Origin of the sequence: Sporolactobacillus inulinus (assembly GCF_006539285.1) — a bacterium.
GTDB lineage: Bacteria > Bacillota > Bacilli > Bacillales > Sporolactobacillaceae > Sporolactobacillus > Sporolactobacillus inulinus.
In genome coordinates this window covers 1-25,164 of the sequence record NZ_BJMS01000021.1, presented here as the reverse complement: position 1 = coordinate 25,164, position 25,164 = coordinate 1, and the positions used below count along the sequence as shown (strand labels likewise).

At 43.1% G+C, this 25,164-nt stretch carries 22 protein-coding genes and 1 riboswitch; of the genes, 9 read left to right on the top strand and 13 right to left on the bottom strand.

Annotated features, from left to right (window positions below; all coding sequences use genetic code 11):
* Window positions 1–9: 9 nt before the first annotated feature.
* The gene (gcvT, locus tag SIN01_RS04110; protein WP_010023219.1) at window positions 10–1,107 is read right to left on the bottom strand and encodes a glycine cleavage system aminomethyltransferase GcvT; all 1,098 of its coding nucleotides are present in this window, start codon (window positions 1,105–1,107) and stop codon (window positions 10–12) included.
* 204 nt (window positions 1,108–1,311) lie between these two features.
* Window positions 1,312–1,401, bottom strand: a riboswitch (glycine riboswitch).
* A gap of 132 nt (window positions 1,402–1,533) precedes the next feature.
* Here gcvT and SIN01_RS04105 point away from each other — a divergent pair.
* Window positions 1,534–3,210, top strand: coding sequence for a DEAD/DEAH box helicase (locus tag SIN01_RS04105; RefSeq protein ID WP_010023217.1), 1,677 nt, complete (start codon window positions 1,534–1,536; stop codon window positions 3,208–3,210).
* Window positions 3,188–3,994: a YqhG family protein gene (locus SIN01_RS04100; RefSeq protein ID WP_010023216.1), complete on the top strand. Its 807-nt coding sequence runs from the start codon at window positions 3,188–3,190 to the stop codon at window positions 3,992–3,994. The genes SIN01_RS04105 and SIN01_RS04100 overlap by 23 nt, the downstream gene beginning before the upstream one ends.
* Here the strand turns inward: SIN01_RS04100 and comGB are convergent.
* The 5 genes from comGB to SIN01_RS04075 all read right to left on the bottom strand — a co-directional run bounded on the left by comGB (window position 3,981) and on the right by SIN01_RS04075 (window position 10,338).
* A complete protein-coding gene (comGB, locus tag SIN01_RS04095) occupies window positions 3,981–5,006 on the bottom strand; it encodes a competence type IV pilus assembly protein ComGB (protein ID WP_010023214.1) in 1,026 nt (341 codons plus the stop codon). The genes SIN01_RS04100 and comGB overlap by 14 nt on opposite strands.
* Window positions 4,981–6,072 carry a competence type IV pilus ATPase ComGA gene (gene comGA / locus SIN01_RS04090; protein WP_010023213.1) on the bottom strand — a complete coding sequence of 364 codons (1,092 nt, stop codon included), beginning with the start codon at window positions 6,070–6,072 and terminating at the stop codon, window positions 4,981–4,983. The genes comGB and comGA overlap by 26 nt, the downstream gene beginning before the upstream one ends.
* A 216-nt stretch (window positions 6,073–6,288) precedes the next feature.
* Window positions 6,289–7,401 (bottom strand): glucose-1-phosphate adenylyltransferase subunit GlgD, encoded by a 1,113-nt coding sequence (gene glgD, locus SIN01_RS04085; protein ID WP_272947199.1) that lies wholly within the window; start codon window positions 7,399–7,401, stop codon window positions 6,289–6,291.
* Between the two features lie 150 nt (window positions 7,402–7,551).
* Window positions 7,552–8,964, bottom strand: coding sequence for a murein hydrolase activator EnvC family protein (locus tag SIN01_RS04080; RefSeq protein ID WP_010023211.1), 1,413 nt, complete (start codon window positions 8,962–8,964; stop codon window positions 7,552–7,554).
* A 405-nt stretch (window positions 8,965–9,369) separates the two neighbouring features.
* Window positions 9,370–10,338, bottom strand: a complete 969-nt coding sequence (locus SIN01_RS04075; RefSeq protein ID WP_237760108.1) for a D-2-hydroxyacid dehydrogenase — start codon at window positions 10,336–10,338, stop codon at window positions 9,370–9,372.
* 268 nt (window positions 10,339–10,606) lie between these two features.
* Here SIN01_RS04075 and SIN01_RS04070 point away from each other — a divergent pair, with 268 nt between their 5' ends.
* Window positions 10,607–11,719, top strand: coding sequence for an iron-containing alcohol dehydrogenase family protein (locus SIN01_RS04070; protein WP_010026090.1), 1,113 nt, complete (start codon window positions 10,607–10,609; stop codon window positions 11,717–11,719).
* A gap of 165 nt (window positions 11,720–11,884) precedes the next feature.
* Here SIN01_RS04070 and SIN01_RS04065 read toward each other — a convergent pair whose 3' ends face one another.
* On the bottom strand, window positions 11,885–12,646 hold the full coding sequence (locus tag SIN01_RS04065; RefSeq protein ID WP_010026092.1) for an exodeoxyribonuclease III: 762 nt from the start codon (window positions 12,644–12,646) through the stop codon (window positions 11,885–11,887).
* Window positions 12,647–12,655: 9 nt separating this feature from the next.
* Entirely contained in the window at window positions 12,656–14,437 is a 1,782-nt protein-coding gene (locus SIN01_RS04060; RefSeq protein ID WP_010026093.1) for an ABC transporter substrate-binding protein, read from the bottom strand.
* A 146-nt stretch (window positions 14,438–14,583) separates the two neighbouring features.
* Here SIN01_RS04060 and SIN01_RS04055 point away from each other — a divergent pair, with 146 nt between their 5' ends.
* Window positions 14,584–15,843, top strand: coding sequence for an MDR family MFS transporter (locus SIN01_RS04055; RefSeq protein WP_010026095.1), 1,260 nt, complete (start codon window positions 14,584–14,586; stop codon window positions 15,841–15,843).
* A gap of 1 nt (window position 15,844) precedes the next feature.
* Window positions 15,845–16,405, top strand: a complete 561-nt coding sequence (locus tag SIN01_RS04050; protein WP_010026096.1) for a P-loop nucleotide/nucleoside kinase family protein — start codon at window positions 15,845–15,847, stop codon at window positions 16,403–16,405.
* Between the two features lie 52 nt (window positions 16,406–16,457).
* Here SIN01_RS04050 and SIN01_RS04045 read toward each other — a convergent pair whose 3' ends face one another.
* Window positions 16,458–17,930 (bottom strand): nicotinate phosphoribosyltransferase, encoded by a 1,473-nt coding sequence (locus tag SIN01_RS04045; RefSeq protein WP_047034770.1) that lies wholly within the window; start codon window positions 17,928–17,930, stop codon window positions 16,458–16,460.
* Between the two features lie 319 nt (window positions 17,931–18,249).
* Here SIN01_RS04045 and SIN01_RS04040 point away from each other — a divergent pair, with 319 nt between their 5' ends.
* Window positions 18,250–18,780, top strand: a complete 531-nt coding sequence (locus SIN01_RS04040) for a phosphatase PAP2 family protein (RefSeq protein ID WP_029548343.1) — start codon at window positions 18,250–18,252, stop codon at window positions 18,778–18,780.
* A gap of 128 nt (window positions 18,781–18,908) precedes the next feature.
* Window positions 18,909–19,721 carry a sugar-phosphatase gene (yidA, locus tag SIN01_RS04035; protein WP_010027325.1) on the top strand — a complete coding sequence of 271 codons (813 nt, stop codon included), beginning with the start codon at window positions 18,909–18,911 and terminating at the stop codon, window positions 19,719–19,721.
* 108 nt (window positions 19,722–19,829) lie between these two features.
* Here yidA and SIN01_RS04030 read toward each other — a convergent pair whose 3' ends face one another.
* Window positions 19,830–21,032 carry an MFS transporter gene (locus SIN01_RS04030; protein ID WP_010027324.1) on the bottom strand — a complete coding sequence of 401 codons (1,203 nt, stop codon included), beginning with the start codon at window positions 21,030–21,032 and terminating at the stop codon, window positions 19,830–19,832.
* Window positions 21,033–21,164: 132 nt separating this feature from the next.
* Between SIN01_RS04030 and SIN01_RS04025 the strand changes: the two genes are divergently transcribed.
* Window positions 21,165–21,524, top strand: coding sequence for a winged helix-turn-helix transcriptional regulator (locus tag SIN01_RS04025; RefSeq protein WP_047034769.1), 360 nt, complete (start codon window positions 21,165–21,167; stop codon window positions 21,522–21,524).
* A gap of 58 nt (window positions 21,525–21,582) precedes the next feature.
* Here the strand turns inward: SIN01_RS04025 and SIN01_RS04020 are convergent, their stop codons facing one another.
* Entirely contained in the window at window positions 21,583–21,990 is a 408-nt protein-coding gene (locus SIN01_RS04020) for a DUF4064 domain-containing protein (protein ID WP_010026597.1), read from the bottom strand.
* A 988-nt stretch (window positions 21,991–22,978) separates the two neighbouring features.
* On the opposite strand from SIN01_RS04020, the gene SIN01_RS04015 reads away from it, so the two are divergent.
* On the top strand, window positions 22,979–23,878 hold the full coding sequence (locus tag SIN01_RS04015) for a helix-turn-helix domain-containing protein (RefSeq protein WP_010026599.1): 900 nt from the start codon (window positions 22,979–22,981) through the stop codon (window positions 23,876–23,878).
* On the opposite strand, the gene SIN01_RS15515 is transcribed toward SIN01_RS04015, so the two are convergent.
* Entirely contained in the window at window positions 23,875–24,003 is a 129-nt protein-coding gene (locus SIN01_RS15515; RefSeq protein WP_272947198.1) for a hypothetical protein, read from the bottom strand. The genes SIN01_RS04015 and SIN01_RS15515 overlap by 4 nt on opposite strands.
* Window positions 24,004–24,100: 97 nt before the next feature.
* Entirely contained in the window at window positions 24,101–25,111 is a 1,011-nt protein-coding gene (locus SIN01_RS04010) for a ketoacyl-ACP synthase III (protein ID WP_039746306.1), read from the bottom strand.
* Window positions 25,112–25,164: the final 53 nt, after the last annotated feature.

Here is a 25,164-nt window from a genome sequence, read left to right as displayed (position 1 = left end):
ATTTCCTCCTTAAGATCTCTTATAAAAAGGGGTTTTTATGATTTTAGCTTTTTTTCGTTTGCCGCGTACGTCAACGTCAACTTCTGTACCGAGTTTCGTCCACTCACTGTTCAGCAAAGCAAGACCGAGATTCTTGCCAATTGTTGGTGCCTGCGTCCCGGTAGTAACCTCGCCGATCTCCTTGTCTCCTGCATAAACTTTATAATGGGATCGCGGAATTGCTCGATCAATCATTTTCAGACCAACAATTTTGCGCTTTAATCCTCCTGTTTTTTGTGTAATAAGCGCCTGCTTGCCAATAAAGTCAATCGGCTTATTTGTTTTCACCGCAAAACCAATTCCAGCTTCCAAAGGCGAAATCGTGGAACTAAGTTCTTGACCATAGAGCGGCAGACGTGCTTCGAAACGAAGCGTATCGCGCGCACCTAAACCGCATGGGATAAGTCCATCGGATGCTCCTTTTTCAAGCAATGCATTCCAGATGCTGCACGCTTGATCCCATGGGCAATAGAGTTCAAGCCCGTCTTCACCAGTATATCCCGTTCGCGAAACAAGACTGTCTATACCATTTAAAGAAACGTGTTTTGCAAATTTAAAGTGTTCTATACTTGCCAGATCATAGTCCGTAATCTTCTGTACACTACTCAGCGCTTGAGGACCCTGCACTGCGAGCAGAGCGATTTGTTCTGATCGATTGGTTACGTTTATCGATTGAGGAGCATGTTCGGAGAGCCAATTAAAATCTTTATCAATATTTGCTGCATTAACAACCAGTTGGTAATGTTTCGTATCGAAACAGTAAATTAACAAGTCATCGACAGTACCGCCGTCTTCATAACACATCGCGGTATAAAGTGCATCGCCTGGATGCGCTTTCGCAACATCATTTGTCATCATTTCTTGAAGAAATTGTTGCGCGCCTTCGCCTTCAACACCAAACTCACCCATATGCGACACATCAAAAATACCTGCGGCTGTTCGTACTGCATGGTGTTCGTTTTTGATTCCAGTAATTTGGACTGGTAATAGGTAGCCGCCAAAGTCAATTAACTTTGCATTCTGACTTTTATAATAATTGTAAAGCGGCGTAACTTTCAAATCCGGCATCTCGACTTTTCCCTCCGCCCATTCTCAATTTTGTTAGTGTGCCTATGATCATTGACTAAATGATGGAAAGCACTGAAGTTGCGCAAAAAAAGACAGGGGAAGACACATTGTGTCTTCCCCTGTCCCTGATACCTGAAAGTTTATCGCTCCACCTGAGTAAAAGCGGTATCCCCTTTGGTAGCCCCGTGGCACTCTCCAGAGGTGCGTCCGCTATAGGTCCTTGGGCCTGAGAGATTCACTGTACGTTTGCTCCTTCGGCGACTGCTTCGTAGCAGTCTCTCCCCATAACGTCATCCGCAATTCATTCAATTCATCATCGTTTAACTCAAGTCATTACGGTACATACTAACAGTGTTATCCTAACATTTTCTCTGTGAACTTCGCAATACCTTGTTCACAAATTTTTAACATGTACAGGTGCAGCCGATGAAACCAATCATTCACTTTGACAGAAGTTGGTATGAATCATTTTTTAAACATATTGAAGAAGATGGGCCATGGGCGAAATCCGAACTATTTTCGCTCGCCTACCTTGCTGAACAGGAAAGAACCGTCCCCACATTTCACGGATTAATCGCGCCAAGCAGACTTCCGCTTTTAAAGCCTCATCCTCATCAGGTTGAAACCGCTCGAATCGTTATTGAGGAGATGCATGGAAAGGCGATCCTCGCTGATGAAGTCGGTCTGGGAAAGACCATTGAAGCAGGGCTTATTATCAAGGAATATATGATCCGCGGACTGGTTAAGAAAGTGTTGATTCTTGTTCCTGCATCCTTAGTGCTTCAATGGGTTTCAGAACTGAATTCCAAGTTTTATATTCCTGCTGTACCGCAGCGGAAGACATACGTTTGGAGTCAGTGCGATGTCGTCGTTTCTTCAATTGATACCGCAAAACGCGAACCACATCGCGACATCGTACTTGACCAAGATTATGATTTGATCATTATTGACGAAGCACATAAATTAAAAAATCACAAAACAAAAAACTATCAATTCGTTCAATCGCTCAAGAAAAAATTCTGTCTTTTACTCACAGCGACCCCGATACAGAATCGGCTCAGCGAAATCTTCTATCTCGTTTCGCTTCTCAAGCCCGGCTATTTAGGTGATGCTGAGAGTTTCGCCAAGAATTATAAATCCGGAAGCCATGCCGTGAGAAATGAAGAAAAACTTAAAGCACTGGTAAATCAGGTGATGGTGCGAAACCGCCGCGAAGATACCGGCCTTCGCTGGCCGAAGCGAATTGTTAAGGCGTATGATATTCCTTTTTCAATGGCGGAAAAAGCCTTCTACGACAGCCTTTTCGAACTAAAGGAAAGAGGACTTATTCAGCCCTTCTCGCTGCTCACTTTGCAACGCGAGGCGTGCAGCAGCAGAGAAGCCGCCTTTACAACCTTGAACAAAATCTATAAAGAAACAGCATGTCCAATGAATGAGCGACTTTGGCATCCTATTTTTGAAAAGATGAATGCAATTAAGCAAAATGCCAAAGCGAAGAAAACATTAGAGCTCATCCAACAAATTAATGACAAGGTTATTATCTTTACCGAATACCGAGCCACGCAGCTTTTCCTGCAATGGTTTCTGAAAAAAAACGGAATTTCATCGGTTCCGTTTAATGGCGGGTTTAAGCGCAGCAAAAAAGATTGGATGAGGATGCTCTTTCAAAACAAAGTACAAGTATTGGTTGCAACTGAGGCGGGCGGCGAAGGAATCAATCTTCAATTTGCCAGCCACTTGATTAACTATGATTTACCTTGGAATCCAATGCGGATTGAACAGCGAATTGGCCGTATTCATCGATTGGGGCAGGAAAAAGATGTTCATATTTATAACCTGGCTACGCGCGGGACTGTGGAAAGCCACATATTGAACCTGCTCTACAATAAAATACATCTGTTCGAACAGGTCATTGGCGATTTGGATCGAATTCTTACACATATTGATCTTAAGGATGTCGACAAACAAGTGGCCCATATTTTCGAAGAATCCGAATCTGAGGGAGAAATTAAAGTGAAGCTGGACAATTTAAGCAGCGTCATCAATTTTGAACAAAATCATTTATCTGAAGGTGATTCTCATGCAGCAGGCGGAAATTCATGACTTTCTTAACCGTTTTTTTTCAAGCTCTGAGTGTGAACTGCTCCCTGTTGCGGACGATCACGATCAATTAAAAGTCAAACTTACAAAAGCAATGGACAAATTATTGATGAACCGCCCTTTTTATTGGCACTATATTGAACAGATCGGTGCAGAGCCGGAGACCGCTGTGCTCAATTTTCGGTTCAGCGATCGTATTCAAGAAGGAGAGTTTATTCACTCCGGTTCCCCGCGTCTACATCAGATACTTGACGCGTCAGAAAAAATGGGTCGCTATATTCGCATGTATCAAGTCCTTGCAAATAAGTTGTCTCCTGCGCTGGAGCCATGGCTTTGCATAAACATGAAAATAAGCTATCAATGCGATTTAAAGAAAGACCGTATCTGTTCTATGGGGCTGCAATTAATAAATGGAACAATGATTGAGGGCTTTCAGTCGGTACTTAACACCTTACATCTGAGTCAAAAGCTCCCGGACTATTGTTATACACTTCGTCCGCTGATCACCATCAAAAGCGGACTTGCACGTATCGAACATTTTATCGAGTCCGAACTGCAAAAAGAAAACTTCGAGTGGGCCGATCACGCTGCCACGCGATGGGACAAGGACTTGCAGCTGCTTAACGCTTTTTATGAACATCAAGAAGAAAAACCGGAGCGTTATGTTCAGGAGAAGCAAGCATTAAAAGAACAATATCAACCGCAAATAAAAGTCACATTAATCAATGCCGGTCTTTTTTTTCTTCAATCGGCCGCCTTCCTGCCAGACTTAATTAAAGACCATTAATCATTTGAAATACCGGCAGCAATATGGAAAGAAACAGAAGGAGAATTAATCCACCAATGACGACTAAAAGTGTCGGTTGACAAAGAGACAGCAGCCATTTAGAGCGCTGTTCCATCCGATCCATTAACCGGATGCTGTAGCGATGCAGTGCATCACCAAGCGATTCCTGAAAGGCTGCCTGTTCAATCATCATCGCTAATTCAGGCAAATAGTAGGAAGCATCGGCAAGGGTACTGCTTAACGCATGCCCTTGAGTTAATGCTTCTTTTAAGCGATTTGACTCTCTTTTCAAAAAAATTGAAGTCCTATTTTCAGACAGTATATAAATGGCTTCTTTCATGCTTAACCCTGACCGTAAAAGACTGCTGAGTTGAAAAGAAAGCTGATGGGTGTAATACAACTGAATAAATTGTGACAGAATGGGAAGACGAGCAGCAAACTGTAACCGCAACAAGAGGTCAATCCGGCGGCCAAAAACGTAGCTGATGACGAGCAGAAGAAGAAAAAACGTACCAACAACAAGAAGTTCCGTTAAATGATTAGCCAAGTATAACATCGTTTTTGTGATTGCCGGAAGTTCCAAGGACATGGATCGATAGAGCTGAATAAAGTTCGGGAGAAGAAATTTGCCAATGACAAACAATACTAATCCAAACATCCACACGAGAAAAAGTGGATAACGCATGACTCGTCGCAGCGACTGCACATACTTTTCGTTGCGCTGCATTGCCTTTCCATTCTCCAATAGTGCCTTAGATAAATGGCCGCTTCGCTCAGCAAAATAGATGGCGCTTGCTACCTCCTCCGGAAACCGGCACGCGCGAAGCAGTTCGTGCAACCTTTTCCCGGATCTCAATTGACTCTGCAAATACGTCCGAAACGCGCGTTCATAGCGATGCCCAACCGGTGCGCGCAGTGACGCATTGAGTGAGTATCCATAATTTAACGATTCTCCAAGATTGATGAGCAGTTGCGCCTGCTGCTTCCTAGTCAAATTTTTCTGAAAGAACATCCTTAGCACCCTTCCCCGCCGCGTCTCTCGCAATCCAACCGGTCTCGATTCCTTCTTCTAAATAATCTTCAATTGTCTTGTAGGACAGCGAAGCCGTGCGCGACTGCCGACCGGATAAATAATCATGAAGTGGCATTCCCGCTAAAATTTCGAATAAACCGGTTCGTTTTGGGTGATGCCGATGTGGACATTCAGGGCCGCACACTTGCCCGCAATTCGGGCATTGAATGGTGACAAGCCGTTCTGCAATCACCGCAACCAATGTCTCTTTCAAGTCAAAACGAGCGATCCCCAATTCGGCCATTCGCTGCAGCGTTGTTACGGCATTTGATGCATGTACGGTCGACAGCACAAGATGGCCGCTTAATGCTGCACGAATCGCAATCCTTGCTGTCTCTTCATCACGAATTTCACCAATCATGATAATATCCGGGTCATGGCGCAGCAAGGCGCGGAAGCCTTCTGCATAAGTAAAATGTGCCTTTTCATTAACTTCCATTTGGACGAAGGCATCGTTCTTTTTTTCAATCGGATCTTCAATTGTAATAACACGGCCGCGAAAACGACGCTGCAAGGTTGAAAGGATTGAATAGAGCGTGGTTGTTTTCCCGGATCCTGTCGGCCCTGAAATTAGAATCAACCCGCTATCATAGGAAAGGAGCGAGCATAAAGCTTTCTTGGCTTCTTCAAATACAGTTAAATCATCAATGGGCAGTTCAGTTTGTTGAGGAAGCAGCCGAATCACTAAGCTTTCTCTATTTGGGGTGGGAAGGATCGATGCGCGCAAATATACAAGATCGTGATTAATCACAACCCGCATACCTCCGCTTTGCGGGAGACGGCGTTCGCCAATGTCCATCCCGCAACAAAATTTAAAATGATTGATGATTTGTTCTGCAGAACTGGGCTTAAGGACGCTGAGTTCATAAAGATAGCCATTAATTCTTAACTCAACCAGTGTGTCTTTCTCGCGTGGCGTAAAGTGAAGGTCAGAAGCACCCGATTCATGGGCACGCTTTAAGAGATCACGGCTTTTCTCAAGGGTACTGCTGTCGATTTCCGACACAAGTTCACCTGCTTTCCTTTTTTTTGTGCAGGCCGACTTGTTCTCGAAATACAGGGGTTTATTATTTAATTCACCACGTAAGCTTTTATTTCCTTTTTTTGAAATGCGATCTTTTAAAAAAACAACAAAGAAATTGTGTAGCCTTCAAATCGATCATTGCACGCAAAAAACGCTCATTTCGAATGAATGAGCTATTGATTCAACAAATTATCTTGTTCAAGGTATCCTATGAGGCGTCTGCTTCTTTTCAAGAACAAAGGGCTGATCCGCTCGTCCGATTATTCGTGTATTTGGTTTTACGTACGTACCTTGTCCGACAATCACATGTTTTAAGTACACATTTTCGCCAATGATGCAATCTTCCATGATGATGGATTCTTCAAGATTCGTTCCTTCATAAACCGAAACATCTCGATTCACGATTGAATGACGGACACAGCCATTCATCCGACACCCTTCACCGATCAATGCATCATATGGTGCAGCCTTTGGTCCATAATAGGCGGGTACTTCGTTTTTCATCTTTGTCCCTATCTGATGGCTACCTCCGAATAGAGCGATCCGGTTCGCATCCTCGAGCATATCCATATTTGCATCATAATACGCTTTTATTGACTGAATTTTTTTCATATAACCTGTATATTCGAATCCATAGGCGGGAAATTCTGTAACCGCTTGGTGCAACGCTTCACGCAAATAGTACACTTCATTTCGTGCAACCGAACAGCGCACGACTTTTATAAAAAGCGATGCTTTCATGCAATAAATTTCCATATTTATCGGCACCCGTTTTTTGTCAATCGTTCCTCTGGAGACCATCCCCCTGATTCTCCCACTTTTGCTCATGTCCAGTTCTGCAATCGGAAGGCTTTCACTTTCGCTTCGCCGCGACGTTTTATAGACAACGGTAATGGCTGCTTTTTGTTCGAGATGATTTCGCAATAAGGCGCGCAAGTCGATATTACACAGAACCTGCGCCCCCAAGACGACGACATAATCCGCATCTGATTTTTCAATAAACTCAAGGTTATCATAATAATTAACAAGATCTTCATGATTCTGGCCATACCGTGACTGATCAATTCCCGGTGCAAAAAAGAAAAGGTCCCCGCTGATTCCATCGAGGCCCCAATCGCTGCCGCTGCGTACATGATTATAGATGGAACGGTAGGATTCATTCATAAAAATACCGATCGACTCGGATCCGGCTGCTGTAAGATTCGACAGTGGAAAATCAATCAGTCGGTAGCTGCCGCAAAACGGAAGTGCTGCCAAAGGTTTGCTGACAGTTAAAAGCCTTGACGTTTCCATTTCCGATAAATTAATTATGCCACAGATCTTTTGAATACTCAGTTTGATCAGCTCCTCATCCCGCTACACTGCAAAACAAAAATATATATCATAACTTTATGCGCGGAATGGGGAATCAGAATAAAAAAAGAAGAACAGCTGCTCAAGCTCTTCTTCAAGAAAACTTCTTTAATTCATATAATTGAGCGGATTCACCGCACCATTGTGCGGCGGCGGTGTCCAGCGTCCATTATAGACTTCAAAATGCAAATGCGATCCGAACGACTCACCGGTGCTCCCCATAGCACCAATTGTCTGTCCTTGCGAGACGTTTTGTCCCTCTGAAACATTGATTGCTGATAAATGGGCATACACGGTTGTCATGAGTTGTCCATTGATCACATGAGAGATCATGATACAATTTCCATAACTGGACGATTGATAAGCTCTGAAGACAATACCATCGGCCGCCGCATGAATTGGCGTACCCGTACTGTTCGCAATGTCAATTCCCGGATGGAATCCCTGATCAAATGAACGATAGCCGAAGCCTGACGAGATGTAACCCGCTGCGGGTCTGATTAATTGAGTACTCGTATTTGCCGGAGAAACCGTTTCAGCAGCTGTTTGCGGCGCATTCTCAACTGTGCCGCTGCTCTGATTCGAATCTGAATCAGCTGCTGCTGTACTGCTATCTGTATCATTCTTCGCAATTGCTGTATTCGCTCGCTCCGCTTTTGCTTCTGCCGCTTCTCTTTCCGTTTTTGCCCTCGCTTCTGCTTCTGCCTTCGCCTTTGCTTCAGCTTTTGCTTTTGCCTCTGCCTCAGCCAAATCATCAAGCTGCTTTTTAACTACGGATTCTTGGGCATTCAATATGTCATGTTGTTCGCTTGTCGAAAGAACGGTTTTTTCAATTTCATCGGCTTGGTTTTGAAGATCTTTAAGTAAGCCTTGTTTATGATTATTCTCCTGATCTAAACTGGTTTTCATCGTGTTTAAGTTATGTAACGCATGCGTTGTTTGCGCGAGAACATTCTGCAGCTTTTCTTTGCTGTTTTGTTGAATTTGTTTATCTTTTTTTTGATCATTAATGATTCGATTATCCTGATCTGTAATCATTTTAAGGGCCAGCAGACGATCAAGGAAATTGCCGAAGCTCTTCGCGCCCATGAGGGCATCGAGATAGTTTACCGCCCCGCCGCTAATATACATCGTTCGAATCCGTCCGCGAAGAATCTCGCCCCTTGCGTCAATACGCTGATTAATCTTATTAATCGTCTCTTTCAATTGCTCCATTTTCAGTTTATTTTGATCGATAACCGTTTGTGTGCTGCTGATTCTTCCGTTTAAGGTACTGATCTTCTTATCGGTTGTTTTGATCGCTTCAACCACCGCGTCTTGCTTGTCCTGATTTTTCGAGAGTTTTCGCTTCGATTTTGAGATACTTTCCTTATTCTTTTGTTTCTGATCTTGAATCGTATTCAATTTATCTTTTAATTGAGATTGGGTCGTTGCCGCGAAAACCGGTCCGCTGCTGACACTTAACACAAGCGAACATGAGAGACATACTGATGCGACAAATTTTAACTTCGGTACATTCATTTATTCAATCCCCTTACACAAACTCAGTTTATCGACTGATTCATTCGCCAACCGTGAAACAATGAAACAATGAGTCTATCATTTTTCAACATACTTCTTATTATAACAACAGATTTGCCGATCGTCCGACACGTTTCGATTACAACTTTGTTTCATTTGACGAATATTTAGTAAGAATTGTTAATTTTGAGTATCAAAGATTGAATTTTTCTTGTTCACAACCTTTTGCTTTTGCAAAAAAAATCGCACAGCCACGATTGACTGTGAGACACATGTACTAAGAAAAACCGGGCAAAAAGCGCCCGGTCCTTACTTCCGCAGGATGCGGTGACTTCTTACTGCATGACAAAATGATAAGCATTCTTCCCTTATAAAAAAACGGTGCTCGTTTTTATGCGGCATGAGTTAATAGCCAAGTTCCCGATTCACTTGATTTTTCAATGGTTTACCCATAATGAAATTTGTTACATTCTTCGCGACTAAATCATTTCTTCTTTTATATTTTCCTGGTCCGACACCTAAGGAATGGGAAGTAATAAGTACGTTCGGCAAATCCCACAAAGGATGATTTTCGGGCAGCGGCTCCTCAGCCGTTACATCGAGGGCTGTCCCGCCAACTTTTCCGGAATGGACTGCGTCAATCAATGCGCGCTCATCAACGGTCCCGCCTCTTCCAACGTTGATAAATTGTACGCCGTCTTTCATCGCAGCAAATCGTTTCGCATCAAACAAATTCTTAGTTTCCGGAGTTAAAGGCAGCACATTGACCACAAAATCCGATTCATTGAGGACTGTATCCAAATCAGCCAACGTATAGACAGCATCTGCATCCTCAGGAAGCCTGCTCAGGTTGCGCTTTACCGCAAGTACGCGCGCGCCAAATGCCTTCAAGCGATGTGCGATTTCCGAACCAATGTCTCCATAGCCGATGATGCCAAAGGTCGAACCGTCAATTTGCAAGCATCGATCCCCTTCGTGCCAAAGATGACGCTCCGTTTGCTTGACGTACAAGGGGATTTCTCGAATTAAGGCTAAAATCAAGGCAAGCGTATGCTCAGCACCGATCACACCGAACACACCGCTTGAATTGGTGAGGGTAACTTCTTTTGCGAGATTGGGATGATGCGCAAAATGATTGGCTCCAGCACTTGGCAGCTGCAACCAACGTAAGTTCGGCATTTTCTTTAGCAATTCTGCTGATGGCGCACCGATGAACGCAACCGCATTTTCCAAAGAAACAGAATTGGGAACCGTATTCGCATCGAGTTGGACAAATTCATAGTGATCTTTAAACCGTTGTGCAAGCTGCTCATACTCTGCTGACGGTAATGAGAATTCTTGATCAAAGCCAAACACAATTTTATTCACTATCATTCACCTGTCTTTCATTTATTGTCAATTTTCCGAGATTACTTAATAGTATAGAGAAAAATAATCGATCCAGCTATCGTAATGCTTGAAAACAGGTGTATTCGGTTAATGCTAAAATTGCATTGAAAACATCGCTAAATCAAGAACGTGAGCGCTATCTACCAATTGACAAGTCGATCTGAAAACGGCTACTATATAGTTCCAAACACCTGATGTTTCCAACACAAATAGAAAAAATCAGATCGTTATGTTTATTAAGGAGAGAAAGAAAATGGCCTTGCAGCTTATTTCACGAATTGCCCCTCAAGAATATGTATTAGAAAAAGGTGCTTATGATCGGCTTGCACCTGAACTTAAATCTCGTTTTATTCGCCGTGTGATCTTGCTTCACGGAACCAAATCAATGCAGAAAGCAGCGCCATATCTTCCCGATCTATCCCAGCAAGGGATCGAGGTCATTGATGTCTCCTTTAACGGTGAATGCTCGAAAAATGAAATTCAACGCATGATCGACCTGATTCACAGCAAACAGGCCGATGCAATTATTGGCCTAGGCGGCGGTAAAGTTATGGATACCGCAAAGGCCGCAGCATATAAAGCCGGCGCAGTACCCGTTATTCTGCTGCCAACGATGGCAAGCAACTGTGCCGCATGGTCTTGTCTTTCCGTACTGTATAAAGATAACGGTGAATGTATCGGCCATGAAATTTATCAAAATCAAACTTTTCTTCTTTTGATCGAGCCTCGTGTTATCTTTGATTCACCGATCGATTATTTTATCGCCGGAGTCGCAGATACCATTGCCAAGTGGTATGAAGCAGACCTTCTATTAAAAAATGCCGACCGTAAGAGTCTTGCACTTCGCTTTTCTCGTGAAGCAGCTCGTCAATGCTTAGAAATCCCGCTAAATCATGCGGAACAAGCCATTGAGGATATGAAACAGGGAAAGCTCTCCGATGAATGGATTGAAGTTATGGAGACTAATATCGTGGCAAGTGGGTTAGTCGGCGGATTTGGCGACGAATATGCCCGCGCGACAGCAGCTCATGCCGTTCATGATGCGCTGACCATTCGCAAAGAAACACACCATTTGCTACATGGTATAAAAGTTGCTTATGGAATTATGGTTGAACTCGTCATTGAAAAGAAATACGATGAAATGACTCGTCTTCTCCCATTTTATCGGGCACTTAAGCTTCCGTTTTGCCTAGAAGATCTATCGCTTGGTGCATTAACCGACCAAGAAATTCATGACATCGCTGATTCATCGGTTCACAAACCTTTTTCCCTTATGGATATGCATCCGCTGAGTCCTTCAGTTGAAACGGTCTATCAAGCGATGATTGAATTGGAAAAATGGGCGGAACAAAATAAAGTGAAATAACCAGCGCATGATGAAGCAGCACCGGAGGCAAAACATCCCCCGGTGCTTTATTATTGCCCTCATCAGAATGTGACTCTTTGAAATCGCGCTCAATGTCCAGCCAGCAAAAGACTGATCGATGCACAGCTTTCTGTCACAATCGATCACACATTTTTCCTAAATTCATCAGTTCAAATCCAAATCCAGTTCAACAGGACAATGATCCGAACCGTATATTTCTGTTAAAAGTTTTGCGTCGCGAATACTGCTGCTCAAGCATTTGGACAAAACAAAATAATCAATGCGCCATCCGATATTCCGTTCCCTCGCATTAAATAGAAATGACCACCACGAATAGGCATCCGTACGCTCCGGATACAAATGGCGAAAACTATCAACAAAACCATTATTAAGTAAAGCGGTGAAGTCCTCACGTTCCTCGATTGTAAATCCTGAATTCCCTTTGTTGTTCTTGGGATAGGTCAAATCAATCGCTTGGTGGGCGACATTCAGATCACCACAAAAAATAACCGGCTTTTTCTCATCCAGCCGCTTCATATAGTCGGTAAAGGCTGCGCCCCATTCCAAGCGATAGGCAAGCCGCGTCAAGTCTCTTTTGGCATTCGGTGTATAGACCGTGACCAAATAATAATCTTCATACTCCAAAGTAATCAATCGTCCCTCTTGATCATGTACCTCAATCCCCATTCCATAGGTGACACGAAGGGGTTTATTTTTTGTAAAAATAGCAGTACCCGAATAGCCTTTGCGAACGGCATCATTCCAAAATTGATGATATCCTGGTGTATCGATCTGTACTTGATCCTGGTGAAGCTTCGTTTCTTGAATACACAGTGCATCAGCTCCTGTTTCTTTAAGCCATGAAAAAACATCCATTTTGCGCTGAAGCGCGCGAAAACCGTTGACATTCCATGAAATGAACTTCATTCGTTTCTCCTAATTGATTAATTTTTCTGCCGATGAACTGGGTTTAATCCATAGTTTACTAAATTCTGCCCAACCGAACGCATTCAATCGGATTCCTGATAATGCTGCATTGAAGGTGATTTCTTTGCGGCTGTGGTATAAATAAATCAACAGCTGTTCGCTATTGAGATACATTTCCAATTGTTTAAAAGCTTCTTTTCTCATTTTTGCCGTGCCTGCCTGGATAAACAAATCCATGAATTGATCAACACGGGCTAATCGCTTTGGATCAAGCATTCTGCGAATTAAGCTGCTTTGATCCTTAAACAGATGAATCAATCCCAGATCTACATTTTCCTCAAGCACTTCTCCGCCAAGAATGATATCGGCATTTTCAACAAACTGGTCATTATAAAATTGATCCATCGGCCAAGGGATAGGTTCCAGACACACCCCAAATCGTGCTAGAGCATTTTTGATCCACGCGGCATCAACAGCAACAGGCTGATGATTAAAATAATAAAGTTTTAATCGTTCGCCTTGATAAACACTCCGCCCAAGACATTCCTCTATTCGTTTTGCATCTCCAACCGCTTTCAACCCGCGTTCCGAATTGTTTGGAATAAAACTGTTTGACGGGCAGTATCTGTCGCCGCCGAGTTCGCGAAGCATTTTGTTGCGGTCAATCGCCGTGTTCATCGCTAGCCGCAACCATTTATCCTGAAGAGGACCCGATTTATTAAGATTATAAATCATGTAGCTGCTGCCCTTTTCTTCAAAGCGCTTTGCATGTGTTGCGTGATCCGCCTGAATTTGCGGTACGTCATACATTTTTTTCGCTCCGACAAGTTTGGGTGCAACGTACAATTCAATCCGATCAAGCAGCGCGCGTTCACGGAAATAATCGGCAAAACGTGCCAATAGGAGCAGCTGATTGCTAGAGTGTACAATTTTAAACGGTCCGGTACCAATCATCTGTTTTGGGTGATACCCGGTATCAGAAGCCAAAATCGCCAGATTCAGCGAACTGAAGTAGAGTAAGGCGGGCGTCGGCTTGGAGAATGTCAATGCAACCACATAGCGATGCAGCTGCCTCACCTTCAAAAGTGTATCGAAATACCAGTGGCACGGCAAGTGATTCACCGGGTCAGCAATGCGCTGCACGGTAAAGACAACATCGCGGGCGGTCAGTTCGTGTCCACTATGGAAATAGACTCCTTTTCTTAAATAGAACCTCCATTCTGTCCGATCAAGAGCGTGCTCCCAATAATGAGCCAGGTGGGGAACAAAGGTATCCGAATCGACCTTGTAATTCACGAGACAGTCAAAAATTTGACGAGAGAGATGCGACTCCGTCGTTATCGCTGCACGCGCCGGATCTAAAGTGGTTAATTGACGGTTTATCGGGATGCGCAGAATATCCTGTTCCTTCTGTTTGTTTTGATTTGTTTGATAGCCAAATTCTTTCTTCACTCGTGCCCAGCACTGGTTCGCAAGCATTTGAGGTAGCGTATGCGCTTGCAGAAAGGCAAGTGCTTGATCTAATTGCTGCCTGCTCACGAGCGCGTTAATTCGTTCTTTAACGAAGGTGTCTAATTCCTTCAAAAAATGAATTTGCGACTTATTTCCGCGTCCTCTGCCGCTTCTCCACTGAATCCACGATAAATTCTCAAGTTTGTGAATGATCAACTTGGCATTCCGAGCCGAACAATAAAAGATTTCTGCACATTCGGCGATGCTGATTGCGAACTGCCGTTCCTCGCCTCCAACCTTAGCAAGATACAATTCTGTGTAATAATCATAGGCATTCATAAGATCGCCTCCCTTCGTACTCAAAAATGCTGAACAAATAGAATTACATAAAAGGGGAAAGCATTTATTTTATTTTACACTTTTTTCACCGTTTCGTTTATAGAAAAATAGCTGTACAGAATGTTTTATCGTTAGGAGCGACGTTCATGAATCCATTCAAGACTCTGCATCCAAATATTAAAATCCGTTTACTGACCTCTTTTCTGTCGCGTTTTGTCGGAAATATGGTCTTTCCATTCATGGCTATTTATTTCGCATCAGAATTCGGTACCGCGCGGACAGGTCTGCTTCTGCTCATCAATGTGTTTGCATCGATTGTGACAAGTTTTTGGGGCGGTTTTTTTTCAGATCGGCTTGGGAGAAAGCGTGTCATGGTTCTGGCACAATTAATCCAAATTATTGCTTTTTCATTAATGACTGCGGCAAATTCACCCTGGCTTCAATCACCCGTTCTTACCTTCTTGATGATGCTGGTTCAAAGCGTCAGCAACGGTTTCATGAACCCAGCTGCCGAAGCAATGCTGATTGACGTCAGCACAAAAGAAAATCGTCAATTCATGTATAGCGTCAACTACTGGTCAGTTAATCTTTCCATCGCAGCCGGTAGCGTAATCGGTGGACTGGCATTTAACCGGCATCGATTCCTGTTGTTTCTCGTACTGACGCTGACATCCATGTTTGTGTTTGCGCTGCTTGCTTTCTTCATGAAGGAAAGCCATCGCCAAAACAACAAACAAAACAATTCGGCGACAATGGGTCGACTAATTTTCGATATGGGAAAAAATTATCAAAGCGTCATGAAGGACCGGCGATTTCTCATTTTCTGTCTTGCTCAGCTGCTGATTCTTTCACTAGAATTCCAAATGAACAACTATATTGCAATCCGGTTGTCCCATGAGTTCCATCAATTTATCGGGCCTTTTTCTGTTGATGGTTTAACCTTGCTCAGCTGGCTGAGGGTTGAAAATACGATTCTCATTGTTGTATTTACTTTGGCGGTCAATCTATGGATGAAACGTTATCCATCAAATCATGTCTTATTTATTGGCCTTTGCCTGTACAGCTCAGGCTATATCACCCTCGCCTTCAGCAATCAGTGGCACCTGCTCTTCTTAATGATCGGTATCCTATCACTTGGCGAGCTCATGTATGTTCCGGTCTGTCAAACCCTGCTCGCCTCAATGACTCAAGAAAAAGTACGCGGTTCTTATATGGCTGTCTATGGTCTTGTTTTTCAAGGTGCAAAAGTGATGGGGTCACTTGGAGTGATGATTGGAGCGTTCCTGCCTTCTTATGGAATGGCGGTACTCTATTCGATCGTGGCAGTTACAGGCATGGGCTGCTTTTATCAGTCACTACACAGGAACCAAACCGTTCAAGGCACACCTATTTCGAGGGAGGAATAAGATGCAATTCGTTCTCTTATTTGGTCCGCAGGCAGTTGGAAAAATGACCATTGGAAAAGCGCTCGCGACAAAAACACATTTAAAATTATTTCACAATCATATGACGATCGATCTGCTCGTTCCTCTTTTCGGCTTTACCGAACAAATGTGGACGCTTTGCCACACGATTCGAAATGAAATTTTCGCCGCCGCAGCAAAAAGTAATCTCGATGGATTGATTTTCACAACGGTATGGGCATTTAATCAAGCTGAAGAGTGGCAGCGTATTGACGAGGTATGCCGCTGTTTTCGTTCTGCAGGAGCTGATATGTTCTTTATTGAACTGGAAGCTGACCTCAACGTCCGCCTGAAACGCAACTTAATGCCGGACCGGCTCGCTGAAAAACCAACAAAACGCGACATCAAACAATCGGAACAAAATTTGATTGAGTCGATGCAGCACGATCGTTTGAATTCGTTTCCAGGGGAAATTACAGAAGCCAATTATTTGCGCATCAATACAACGGATCTTAGTGCGGATCAAGCAGCCGAGCTCATCAAAACCACCTTTCATCTGGCATAAGAAAAACCCGAAGCTGCGTGGATTGTATGCTTCGGGTTTTTCTGTTGGATCATTATTTTCCACTGAACTCGTCTGAGTAGCGGTTCAAAAGGTTATGTTTCTCATTCCAAACCTTCCAAGACAAGTCAACGAAGTAGTTATGCGGATTTTCAAAGCGGAGCACTTCTGCCCACTGGCGCTGCACCTGCTCCTGGGCAAATTGGCGAATGGCCATGACGGAGGGGCTCTTATAGCATAACTTGCCATCTTTGAAAATCTGTTTTCGTAAAAGTTCCGCTTTATACCGCTTTAATTTTTTCTTTTTCCAAGTAAATACAGGATCAAATAAAGTGAGCGTCTTGCTTTCATCAATCGTTTCCGATTCATCACAAATCAGATCGGCAATCGCCTTATCCGCATCCTTGTCGTAGATTCGGTAAATCTTTTTGAATCCTGGATTAGTGATTTTCTCTTCATTTTCACTAATCTTGATTCGTGGAACAATCTTTCCGTCTTTCTCTACAGCAACGAGTTTGTACACGCCACCAAAAACCGGTTCGGAACGTGCGGTGATCAATCGCTCACCGACACCAAACGAATTGATTTTTGCGCCTTCAACCAAGACATCTTTAATGATATGTTCGTCCAGCGAGTTGGAGATGACAATTATGGCATTCGGGAAACCCGCCTCATCCAACGCTTTCCTTACCTTGCGTGTCAAATAGGTGATATCCCCTGAATCAATCCGAATACCCATCGGCTCATGACCTTGTTCGCGAAGTTCTTTAAACACTTGAATCGCATTGGGAAGCCCTGATTTCAAGACATTATACGTATCAATCAAGACCAGACATTGATCCGGATACGCTCTTGCCCATGCGCGAAACGCTTCAAGTTCACTGTCAAACAATTGGACCCAACTGTGGGCCATCGTACCTGAAACAGGAATATCGAACATCATGCCCGCTAAGGTATTGGCCGTTGCAGAACAGCCGCCGATGACAGCAGCGCGCGCGCCGTAGATGGCGCCATCATACCCTTGCGCCCGCCGCGATCCGAATTCCATCACCGGCCGATTCCCGGCAACGCGGCAAATGCGGTTTGCTTTTGTTGCAATCAACGTTTGGTGATTAATCGTTACGAGAATCATTGTTTCAAGCAGTTGTGCCTGAATCGCAGGACCACGCACAGTGACGAGCGGCTCGTTCGGAAAGACAGGGTAGCCTTCAGGAATTGCCCAAACGTCACAAGAAAAGCTAAATGTGGAAAGATAATCGAGGAATTTTTCTGAAAAGGACTTCGTGGAGCGAAGATAATTAATATCTTCCTCTGTAAAGCGGAGATTCTCAAGGTATTCAATCAGCTGGTCCACTCCGGCCATAATGCAGTAGCCGCCCCCGTCAGGAACTCTGCGGAAATACATATCAAAATAGACGATTTGATCGCCTACTCCTTCCGAGAGATAGCTGTTGCCCATGGTCAGCTCGTAAAAGTCAACCAGCATCGTGAGATCTCGATCGTTTCTCACGTCAAACCTGGATTTCATGATCTAGTTTCCTCCAATGTTTTCCTATATGTATTTCTAAATGAGTTTGAGTCGAGTATACTATTGACGCTCAATCTTGTAAACTATGCCTCAATTCCATTGTGATGCGCTTTTTTGTTAAAATGGAATTAAATTTATGAATGAGCCATTAGACGCCGATAAATAATAAACATACATGCACAATAAATCAATGTTTTGCTTAACAATGATCACGTACACTATAATAAAAGCATCGTACAGATCAAAAAGACCGTTTCACTGCGAATCATTTATCACCTTTCGATGCTTCGAATCTGTTTATAGGGAGGTTAGACGATTGCTGTCCATTCATGCACTGTATGAAATGGAATGCCGCTTATTCCGACGAATCAATCAGCATTTTGAACGCAGAATGTTAAATGCTTATTTTCGCATGATCACTAATATTGGCGGAGCCGTACTTGAAATTGCACTCGTTCTCTTTCTGTTGATTTTTGCACACGGTCCATTGCATTTAACCGCTATTGCTTGTGCTGTATCACTAATAACGAGTCATATTATTGTTCAGATTTTCAAAAGATGCTTTCCGAGAAAACGTCCTTATCTCATCCTTGACGGAACAAATCATCCAGTAAATCCCATACAAGACAACTCATTCCCTTCGGGTCATAGTACTGCTATTTTTTCTGTTATTACTCCATTAATATTATTACACCCGTCGTTAAGCCTTATACTGCTTCCTATTGGATTGAGCGTCGCTGTATCTCGGATTTTTCTTGGCTTGCATTACCCATCTGACGTACTCTCCGGCATCTTGTTAGGCTCCGTGACCGGATATCTTTGTTTTATAAAAATTGTTGTTCCCTTTTAAAGGGCCTCCTAGGCAGTTGGTTCGTGATCGACTGCCTTGATTTTGTACATTTTTATAAGCGTTTTCATTCCTTGTTCATGCACATCGCTGTATACTTAAGAGAGTTAAAGGAGTTTGGAGGAATCAAAGTGATTCAATTAATTGCGATCGATCTTGACGGCACTTTACTGAATGATCGGAAACAGATCACAAAACAGACACAAGCCGTGCTCAAAGCAGCAAGAGCAAGCGGCGTTCGAATCGTTCTCTGTTCCGGACGTCCGCTTCGTGGAATCGACAGGTATCTGCGTGTACTTGGCCTCACCAATCCTGGTGATTTTGCAGTCACGTACAACGGAGGACTTGTGCAAAAAAGCGATTCCGGTGAAGTCATCTCTGAAAAGATCTTAACTCGCGATCAGCTGCTTTCCCTTTACGCATTGAGTCAAGAACGTGACCTTCCAATGAATTTTATTGATCGCGAAAAAGTCTACTGCCCCCCTTATCCTAAGCAAAAACCTTCTTTATACGGAACAGTCATGAAAACAATGCCCTTTGTAAAAGCAGATATGGAACACCTTCCTGCCGACATCCGAATCAATAAAGCCGTCTTCTGCATCAGTGAGAAAATTCTAACACCGGCAATTGCCGAAATCCCGCAATCGTACAGGAAAAACTATACCATGGTCAAATCTCATCCTTACCTGCTCGAAATCTTAAATAAAGATGCAGATAAAGGCAAGGCATTGCAAACGCTCACTCATTTTCTTGGATTGGCTTCATCTGAGGTGATGGCAATCGGTGACGAAGAAAACGACTTAGCAATGATTCGGTTTGCCGGCTTAGGCATTGCAATGGGCAATGCCATTGATGCATTAAAAGCCGAGGCTCAATTCGTCACCAAGACAAATGAGCAGGAAGGCGTCGCCTACGCCATTGAAAAATGTGTTTTGAAGCGATGATTGAACCTGCAGGATGTTCTTCCTGGGCACAGACTGAAGAAATAGAATAACCCAAAAGAAAAACGGATCGCGGCATCACCGCGGTCCGTTCTTTCAATGAACTCTCAGTCACTGTCTGCAACAGGAAACCCTTCTGCTCAGTGACCGCCGTTCCAGAGCATCGCTCCAGATGCTTAAAACGGCCGCAGCAAGAACCATAAGCGCGCCGATCCATGTTGTATCAATTAAGTTGAGATGAAGAACAACTTGACCGCCGATAAATGATCCTAAAGCTACTCCCCCATTAAATGCTGCGATATTTACAGCAGAGGCAACAGCCACAGCTTCCGGGACAAAGCGTTCCGCGAGCATCACAGCGTAAAGCTGCAAACCAGGAACATTCATAAACGCAAATAAACCCATGAAAACAACAGTGGTTACACCGAGTAATTTGTTCGATGCGGTGAAGGACAAGAGAAAGAGTGCAGCAGCCTGGAAAACAAACATATAGATCAATGCGTGCATCGGATTATTATTCGCAACCTTCCCGCCGAATGTATTTCCGACAGCAATAGCAACGCCATACACAAACAAGATCAGAGCAACAGCATTTGGCGAGAATCCAGTGATTTTTTCCAATAATGGAGACAGATAGGTGAAGACAACAAACGTCCCACCATAGCCGAGTGCAGTGATTACGAAAACAAGAAGCAGCGGTCCAGTCTTGATGAGTTTAAACTGATCAGCAAACCTCATTTTTGGTGCTTTTTTCAACTGAGAAGGAATTAAAAAACCGTTGGCAACTAATGCAATGAATCCAATGATTACAATAACGACAAAGGCGGCTCTCCATCCCATTATTTGACCAATAAACGTACCGATTGGCACACCCGTCACTGTTGCGAGCGTAACTCCGGTAAACATGATCGCTATCGCACTCGCACGTTTATGCGGTGCAACAAGATCAGCGGCGATTGTCGCGCCGATCGACATGAACACACCGTGAGAAAAAGAAGACAGTATTCGTGCTGCCAGCAACAGTTCGATCGTTGGCGCACCAGCAGCCAGTGTATTGGCGACGAGAAAAACAATCATAATTAAAATCAGCAGCCGTTTCTTTGGTATTTTTACCGTTAACGAGGTTAATACTGGAGCGCCGATGGTGACACCCAATGCATAGAGCGTGACAGTTAGCCCCGCCATTGAATAAGAAACATGAAATTCCTGCATCATTAACGGGAGCAAACCAACACTGATGAATTCAGTTGTACCAATAGCGAATGCACTCGTTGCTAGAGCGATTAATGAAAAAACACTACGTTTAGACGACATGAAACGACCCCTTCCAGAATGGTGTTCAAAACAACTTGCACATGCTATTATGGTAGGTGCATAACTTTCAGACAAGTACGTACTTTTTTGTAGGGTAGGCACTTTTACGTAACAATTACGGGGGTTACAACATTGACTAAGAAATATAACATTTCAGTTGAGGCGACACTCGAGGTTATCGGCGGCAAATGGAAACCCGTCATTCTCTGTCATTTAATGAACGGCAAGAAAAGAACCGGCGAGCTCAAACGATTGATCCCGAAGATCACACAAAAAATGCTCACCCAGCAGCTGCGTGAGCTTGAACACGACGGTATTATCAATCGCATTGTATACAATCAGGTACCGCCGAAAGTCGAATACGAGTTGAGTGCGTACGGAAATTCTTTACGAGAAATTCTCCATTCGCTCTGCATCTGGGGCGAGCATCATATCGAACGTACCTATGGTGATACGAAGGATTATCTTGAGGACAGCATTCTTAATCAATAGCGCAAAACGACCGTTGGCCTATAGGTGGCCGACGGTCGTTTTACTTTGGACGATTCGATTAATAAGCATCTCTGGGCTGCTGCGGTTTTCTTACCAAAGCCATAATTCCAGCGATCACCAACAGAATGCCGGGAACCAGCAGCTCCGGTAGACTCAAGATCCCTGCAATCAGCAATAATATCCCAGACGTTTTCGTCATCTTTAATTTCAAAAGAAGGAACAGGCTAATTGCTGTAAGCAAAAAGATAATAATGCTGTACACTAAAATAAAATTGCCTGCAGCCTGTGCAATATGAATAAAATCATTAATTTGCTGCGGAGTTAGGTCCTGCTGCTCTCCTGCAGCTTGCAATTGGCTGCGTATTGCAGAGTAATCCGCAGTGACCAATCGAATACCGATGAGCAATACGAGCAGATTAATACAGCCACCAATAATCGTTAATGCAATTTCTCCAGTTCTTTTCAACGAAATTCCTCCTTCAATCTGTTGAATTCCTCAACACGTTGTACAGATCCAGAAATTATCTTTTTCAGCTGCTGACTCATGTTCCGTTCTTCAACGCTCTTCATTAGCAAAATGATTGCCGACATCGGATTAATAGAATATAGTAAGAAGCATTCGTAACCGACAGACTTGTAACGGAGCGTAACACACACCTACACTCACTGTTAGCACCCTGCCGCGATTAATCAATCCGTATTCGTAAATCTCAACTGTTGATTCAAGGGAAGTTGCGTTCCATTTTCATCAATCATCTTTGAATGATTACGCTGCACGCTTCGTGAAAAAAACCATGACGCAACGAAATACGGTATGTAACCGGATGAAAAAACAACTTCTTGATAAATGGAAAACGATATGAAAAAGCAGTGGAAAAACGATGAGCAGGAACGCATGCAAGAGTGAATAAGTGGTTTAATGTTCAAAGGCATTCAGATTAAACGCCTACACTCTACTTTAGTCAGCTGATTGTGAAACTCCATGGAAAATGTATCTTATAAAAACTATACACTATTTTTCATCATTGATCATGGGAAAAATTGTCAATAAAAAAAACGGTGTAAGACTCATCTATCCTAAAAATTACATATAATTATATATTTTCCATTTTATGGATTTACATTGCAAAAAAATAAGTTGAGAATCGAAACGGCGCATGTCGCCTGACTTCTGATTCTCAACTGCTTCCATGGTTTGCCTACCATCCAAGGACAAAGAAGCAAAACCAATGGTTGACTGAATAGCAGTCTAGAAAAGCAAACTATTGTTAAGGGGAGCGTTAACAATAGCTGTTGTTTCATCCCTAACAGTTCACGGTTCAACGGACATAAACCATATAATATCAGGACTAAACATGGCCTACACCTCCTTTGATATATTTATCCTAGCATGATTCGACATAGCTATATTAAAATGTATAATATACTCACACTCTTTTTTAGGAGGCCTTGCTATGAGGTATCAATTAGGTGAAGTATTAAAAAGGGTTCGTCAATCAAAACGTTACACACAAAAGTATATTGCTGGGGATCAGATGTCTCGCGCTACCTACGCAAAGATTGAAGCATGTAATATGCAACCGACTGTAGGTAAATTCATGCATATATTAGAGAAGTTAGATATTTCATATGAAGAATTGATGTATATTCAAAATTCCTATAGCTTAAATGGCAAAGATAAAATTGTACATGATTTTATTAAATTAAGAACGAGCGCTGAATTTCAAAAAGTGAATGCCGTTTACGAAATGTGCACAGAATATTTAAAAAATAATTTCGACAACGTTGTTCAGGATATCCTCTATGTATGCAAGGCAATGTATGCAATTCATATTGAAAGGTCATTTGAAAAGGCATTCCCATACGCAAATAAAGTTTGGGAACGTCTTTCAAAATTAGACAATTGGTATTCTATTGAATTGAAACTTATAAATAATATCTTTTTTTGTTTTCCGCTTGAAACCGGAATCGCAATAGCTGAACGTGCGCTAGGCGAAATTGATCGTTTTTCATACATTATAAGAAATGATGATTTAAAATCCTCTTACCTGCTGAATCTAACAATACTTCTCTTTAAAAACCATAAATATAACAAAGCTTATATTTACGCGAATAAATCCATTGAGGAATGTACACGCGTCAAAAGATTCGAAGGCTTGGCTGTTGCCTACATAAGAAAAGGCGTGATCCTAGATAAAATGGAAAAGTCAGAACAAGGACGCATACTCATTAAAAAGGGCTTGTCTATATGTAAAGTGCTTGATCTCGACTCAATGTACGAAGCCGTCATTCAAGAACTCCATGAACTTACATCATTGGATATCGATCATTTTATAGCTGGCGACACTGATTAATCCTTAAAAAGTTCATGAATGCCGTCGATTAATAGTTCTTGAGGGCAAAATGCAAAGTCGGCATCAACTCGCATCATCTCGCAAAGAAGATCAATCAATGCCTCTTTCGTTTGCCACATACCCACGACTCGAACACCCGCCTTGTTCCCTTTGGTTTCATTATCCAAGCATCATGTACGGAATAAATACCGTTTTCTTCGTTCCGCAAAACGGAAATACTGATCAAGCATTCCACTCAATGACCTGTCCACAGTGGCAGAGTCCGCCGCCAAATCCGTACAATAAAAGGCGATCGTTTTTCTTAATCTTTCCTTCTTTAACGGCATCAGACAATGCAAGACCAATTGAGGCTGATGACGTGTTTCCATAATACTCCAAGCTGTACAATACTTTGTCCATCGGTACGTTCAATCGATCAAACACAGCTTCAATCAAACGTAAATTTGCACTGTGTGGAATGAACCAATCAATGTCCTCGATGGACAGGCCGCTGTTTTTGAGCAGCTCGGGAATGCCCGTTGTGACGGTTTTTACCGCCCACTTGTAGACTTCACGTCCATTTTGAATCATCTTTCCGCTATCCACCAATTTTTCACCATCCATGATGGTTGACAAACCGGTACGGTACAGTGCTTTTCCCAGGCTGCCGTCAGCACCCATATAAGCGCCAAGAAACGCCCCATTTTCTTCGCTTCGTTCGACGAGAGCTGCGCTGGCTCCGTCACCGAGCAAAATGCAAGTTGTGCGGTCGCTGTAATCCGTTACTTTCGACATCGTTTCAGCTGCAATCACAAGAATTTTTTTATGCAATCCGCTCGTTACCAAACCATTAGCTACATGAAGCGCATATTCAAATCCGGAGCAAGCGGCGCTCAGATCAATGGCACCGGCTTGTTTCAACTGAAAAGCTGCTTGGACACGTGCAGAAACACTTGGGAAACCATAATCAGGAGTTGTGGTTGAGACGATCACGAGATCCGTATCGTTTAGATCACTCTGATAGCGTACGACAAGATCCCGCACTGCCGCACAAGCCAAGTCGCTGGAAAACTGTTCCGGACCGGCGATGCGCCGTTCCTTCATTCCCGTTCTGCGAACAATCCATTCATCTGAAGTGTCAACGAGCTTTTCTAAATCTTGGTTCGTCAGACGACGCTCCGGCACATAGGCACCAATCGCCGACAATTTCGCTGTGGATTTCAATGGATAGAACCGTCCCTTCACTGATGTCATTGTTCCTATTATACCAGATATTAATACCACATCCTATATCCTTATTTTATAAC

Coding starts and splice junctions, on each gene's coding strand:
- gcvT (WP_010023219.1), bottom strand. CDS start 1,107: ATGCCGGATTTGAAAGTTACGCCGCTTTACAATTATTATAAAAGTCAG.
- SIN01_RS04105 (WP_010023217.1), top strand. CDS start 1,534: ATGAAACCAATCATTCACTTTGACAGAAGTTGGTATGAATCATTTTTT.
- SIN01_RS04100 (WP_010023216.1), top strand. CDS start 3,188: ATGCAGCAGGCGGAAATTCATGACTTTCTTAACCGTTTTTTTTCAAGC.
- comGB (WP_010023214.1), bottom strand. CDS start 5,006: ATGTTCTTTCAGAAAAATTTGACTAGGAAGCAGCAGGCGCAACTGCTC.
- SIN01_RS04080 (WP_010023211.1), bottom strand. CDS start 8,964: ATGAATGTACCGAAGTTAAAATTTGTCGCATCAGTATGTCTCTCATGT.
- SIN01_RS04075 (WP_237760108.1), bottom strand. CDS start 10,338: ATGATAGTGAATAAAATTGTGTTTGGCTTTGATCAAGAATTCTCATTA.
- SIN01_RS04070 (WP_010026090.1), top strand. CDS start 10,607: ATGGCCTTGCAGCTTATTTCACGAATTGCCCCTCAAGAATATGTATTA.
- SIN01_RS04065 (WP_010026092.1), bottom strand. CDS start 12,646: ATGAAGTTCATTTCATGGAATGTCAACGGTTTTCGCGCGCTTCAGCGC.
- SIN01_RS04060 (WP_010026093.1), bottom strand. CDS start 14,437: ATGAATGCCTATGATTATTACACAGAATTGTATCTTGCTAAGGTTGGA.
- SIN01_RS04055 (WP_010026095.1), top strand. CDS start 14,584: ATGAATCCATTCAAGACTCTGCATCCAAATATTAAAATCCGTTTACTG.
- SIN01_RS04050 (WP_010026096.1), top strand. CDS start 15,845: ATGCAATTCGTTCTCTTATTTGGTCCGCAGGCAGTTGGAAAAATGACC.
- SIN01_RS04045 (WP_047034770.1), bottom strand. CDS start 17,930: ATGAAATCCAGGTTTGACGTGAGAAACGATCGAGATCTCACGATGCTG.
- SIN01_RS04030 (WP_010027324.1), bottom strand. CDS start 21,032: ATGTCGTCTAAACGTAGTGTTTTTTCATTAATCGCTCTAGCAACGAGT.
- SIN01_RS04015 (WP_010026599.1), top strand. CDS start 22,979: ATGAGGTATCAATTAGGTGAAGTATTAAAAAGGGTTCGTCAATCAAAA.
- SIN01_RS04010 (WP_039746306.1), bottom strand. CDS start 25,111: ATGACATCAGTGAAGGGACGGTTCTATCCATTGAAATCCACAGCGAAA.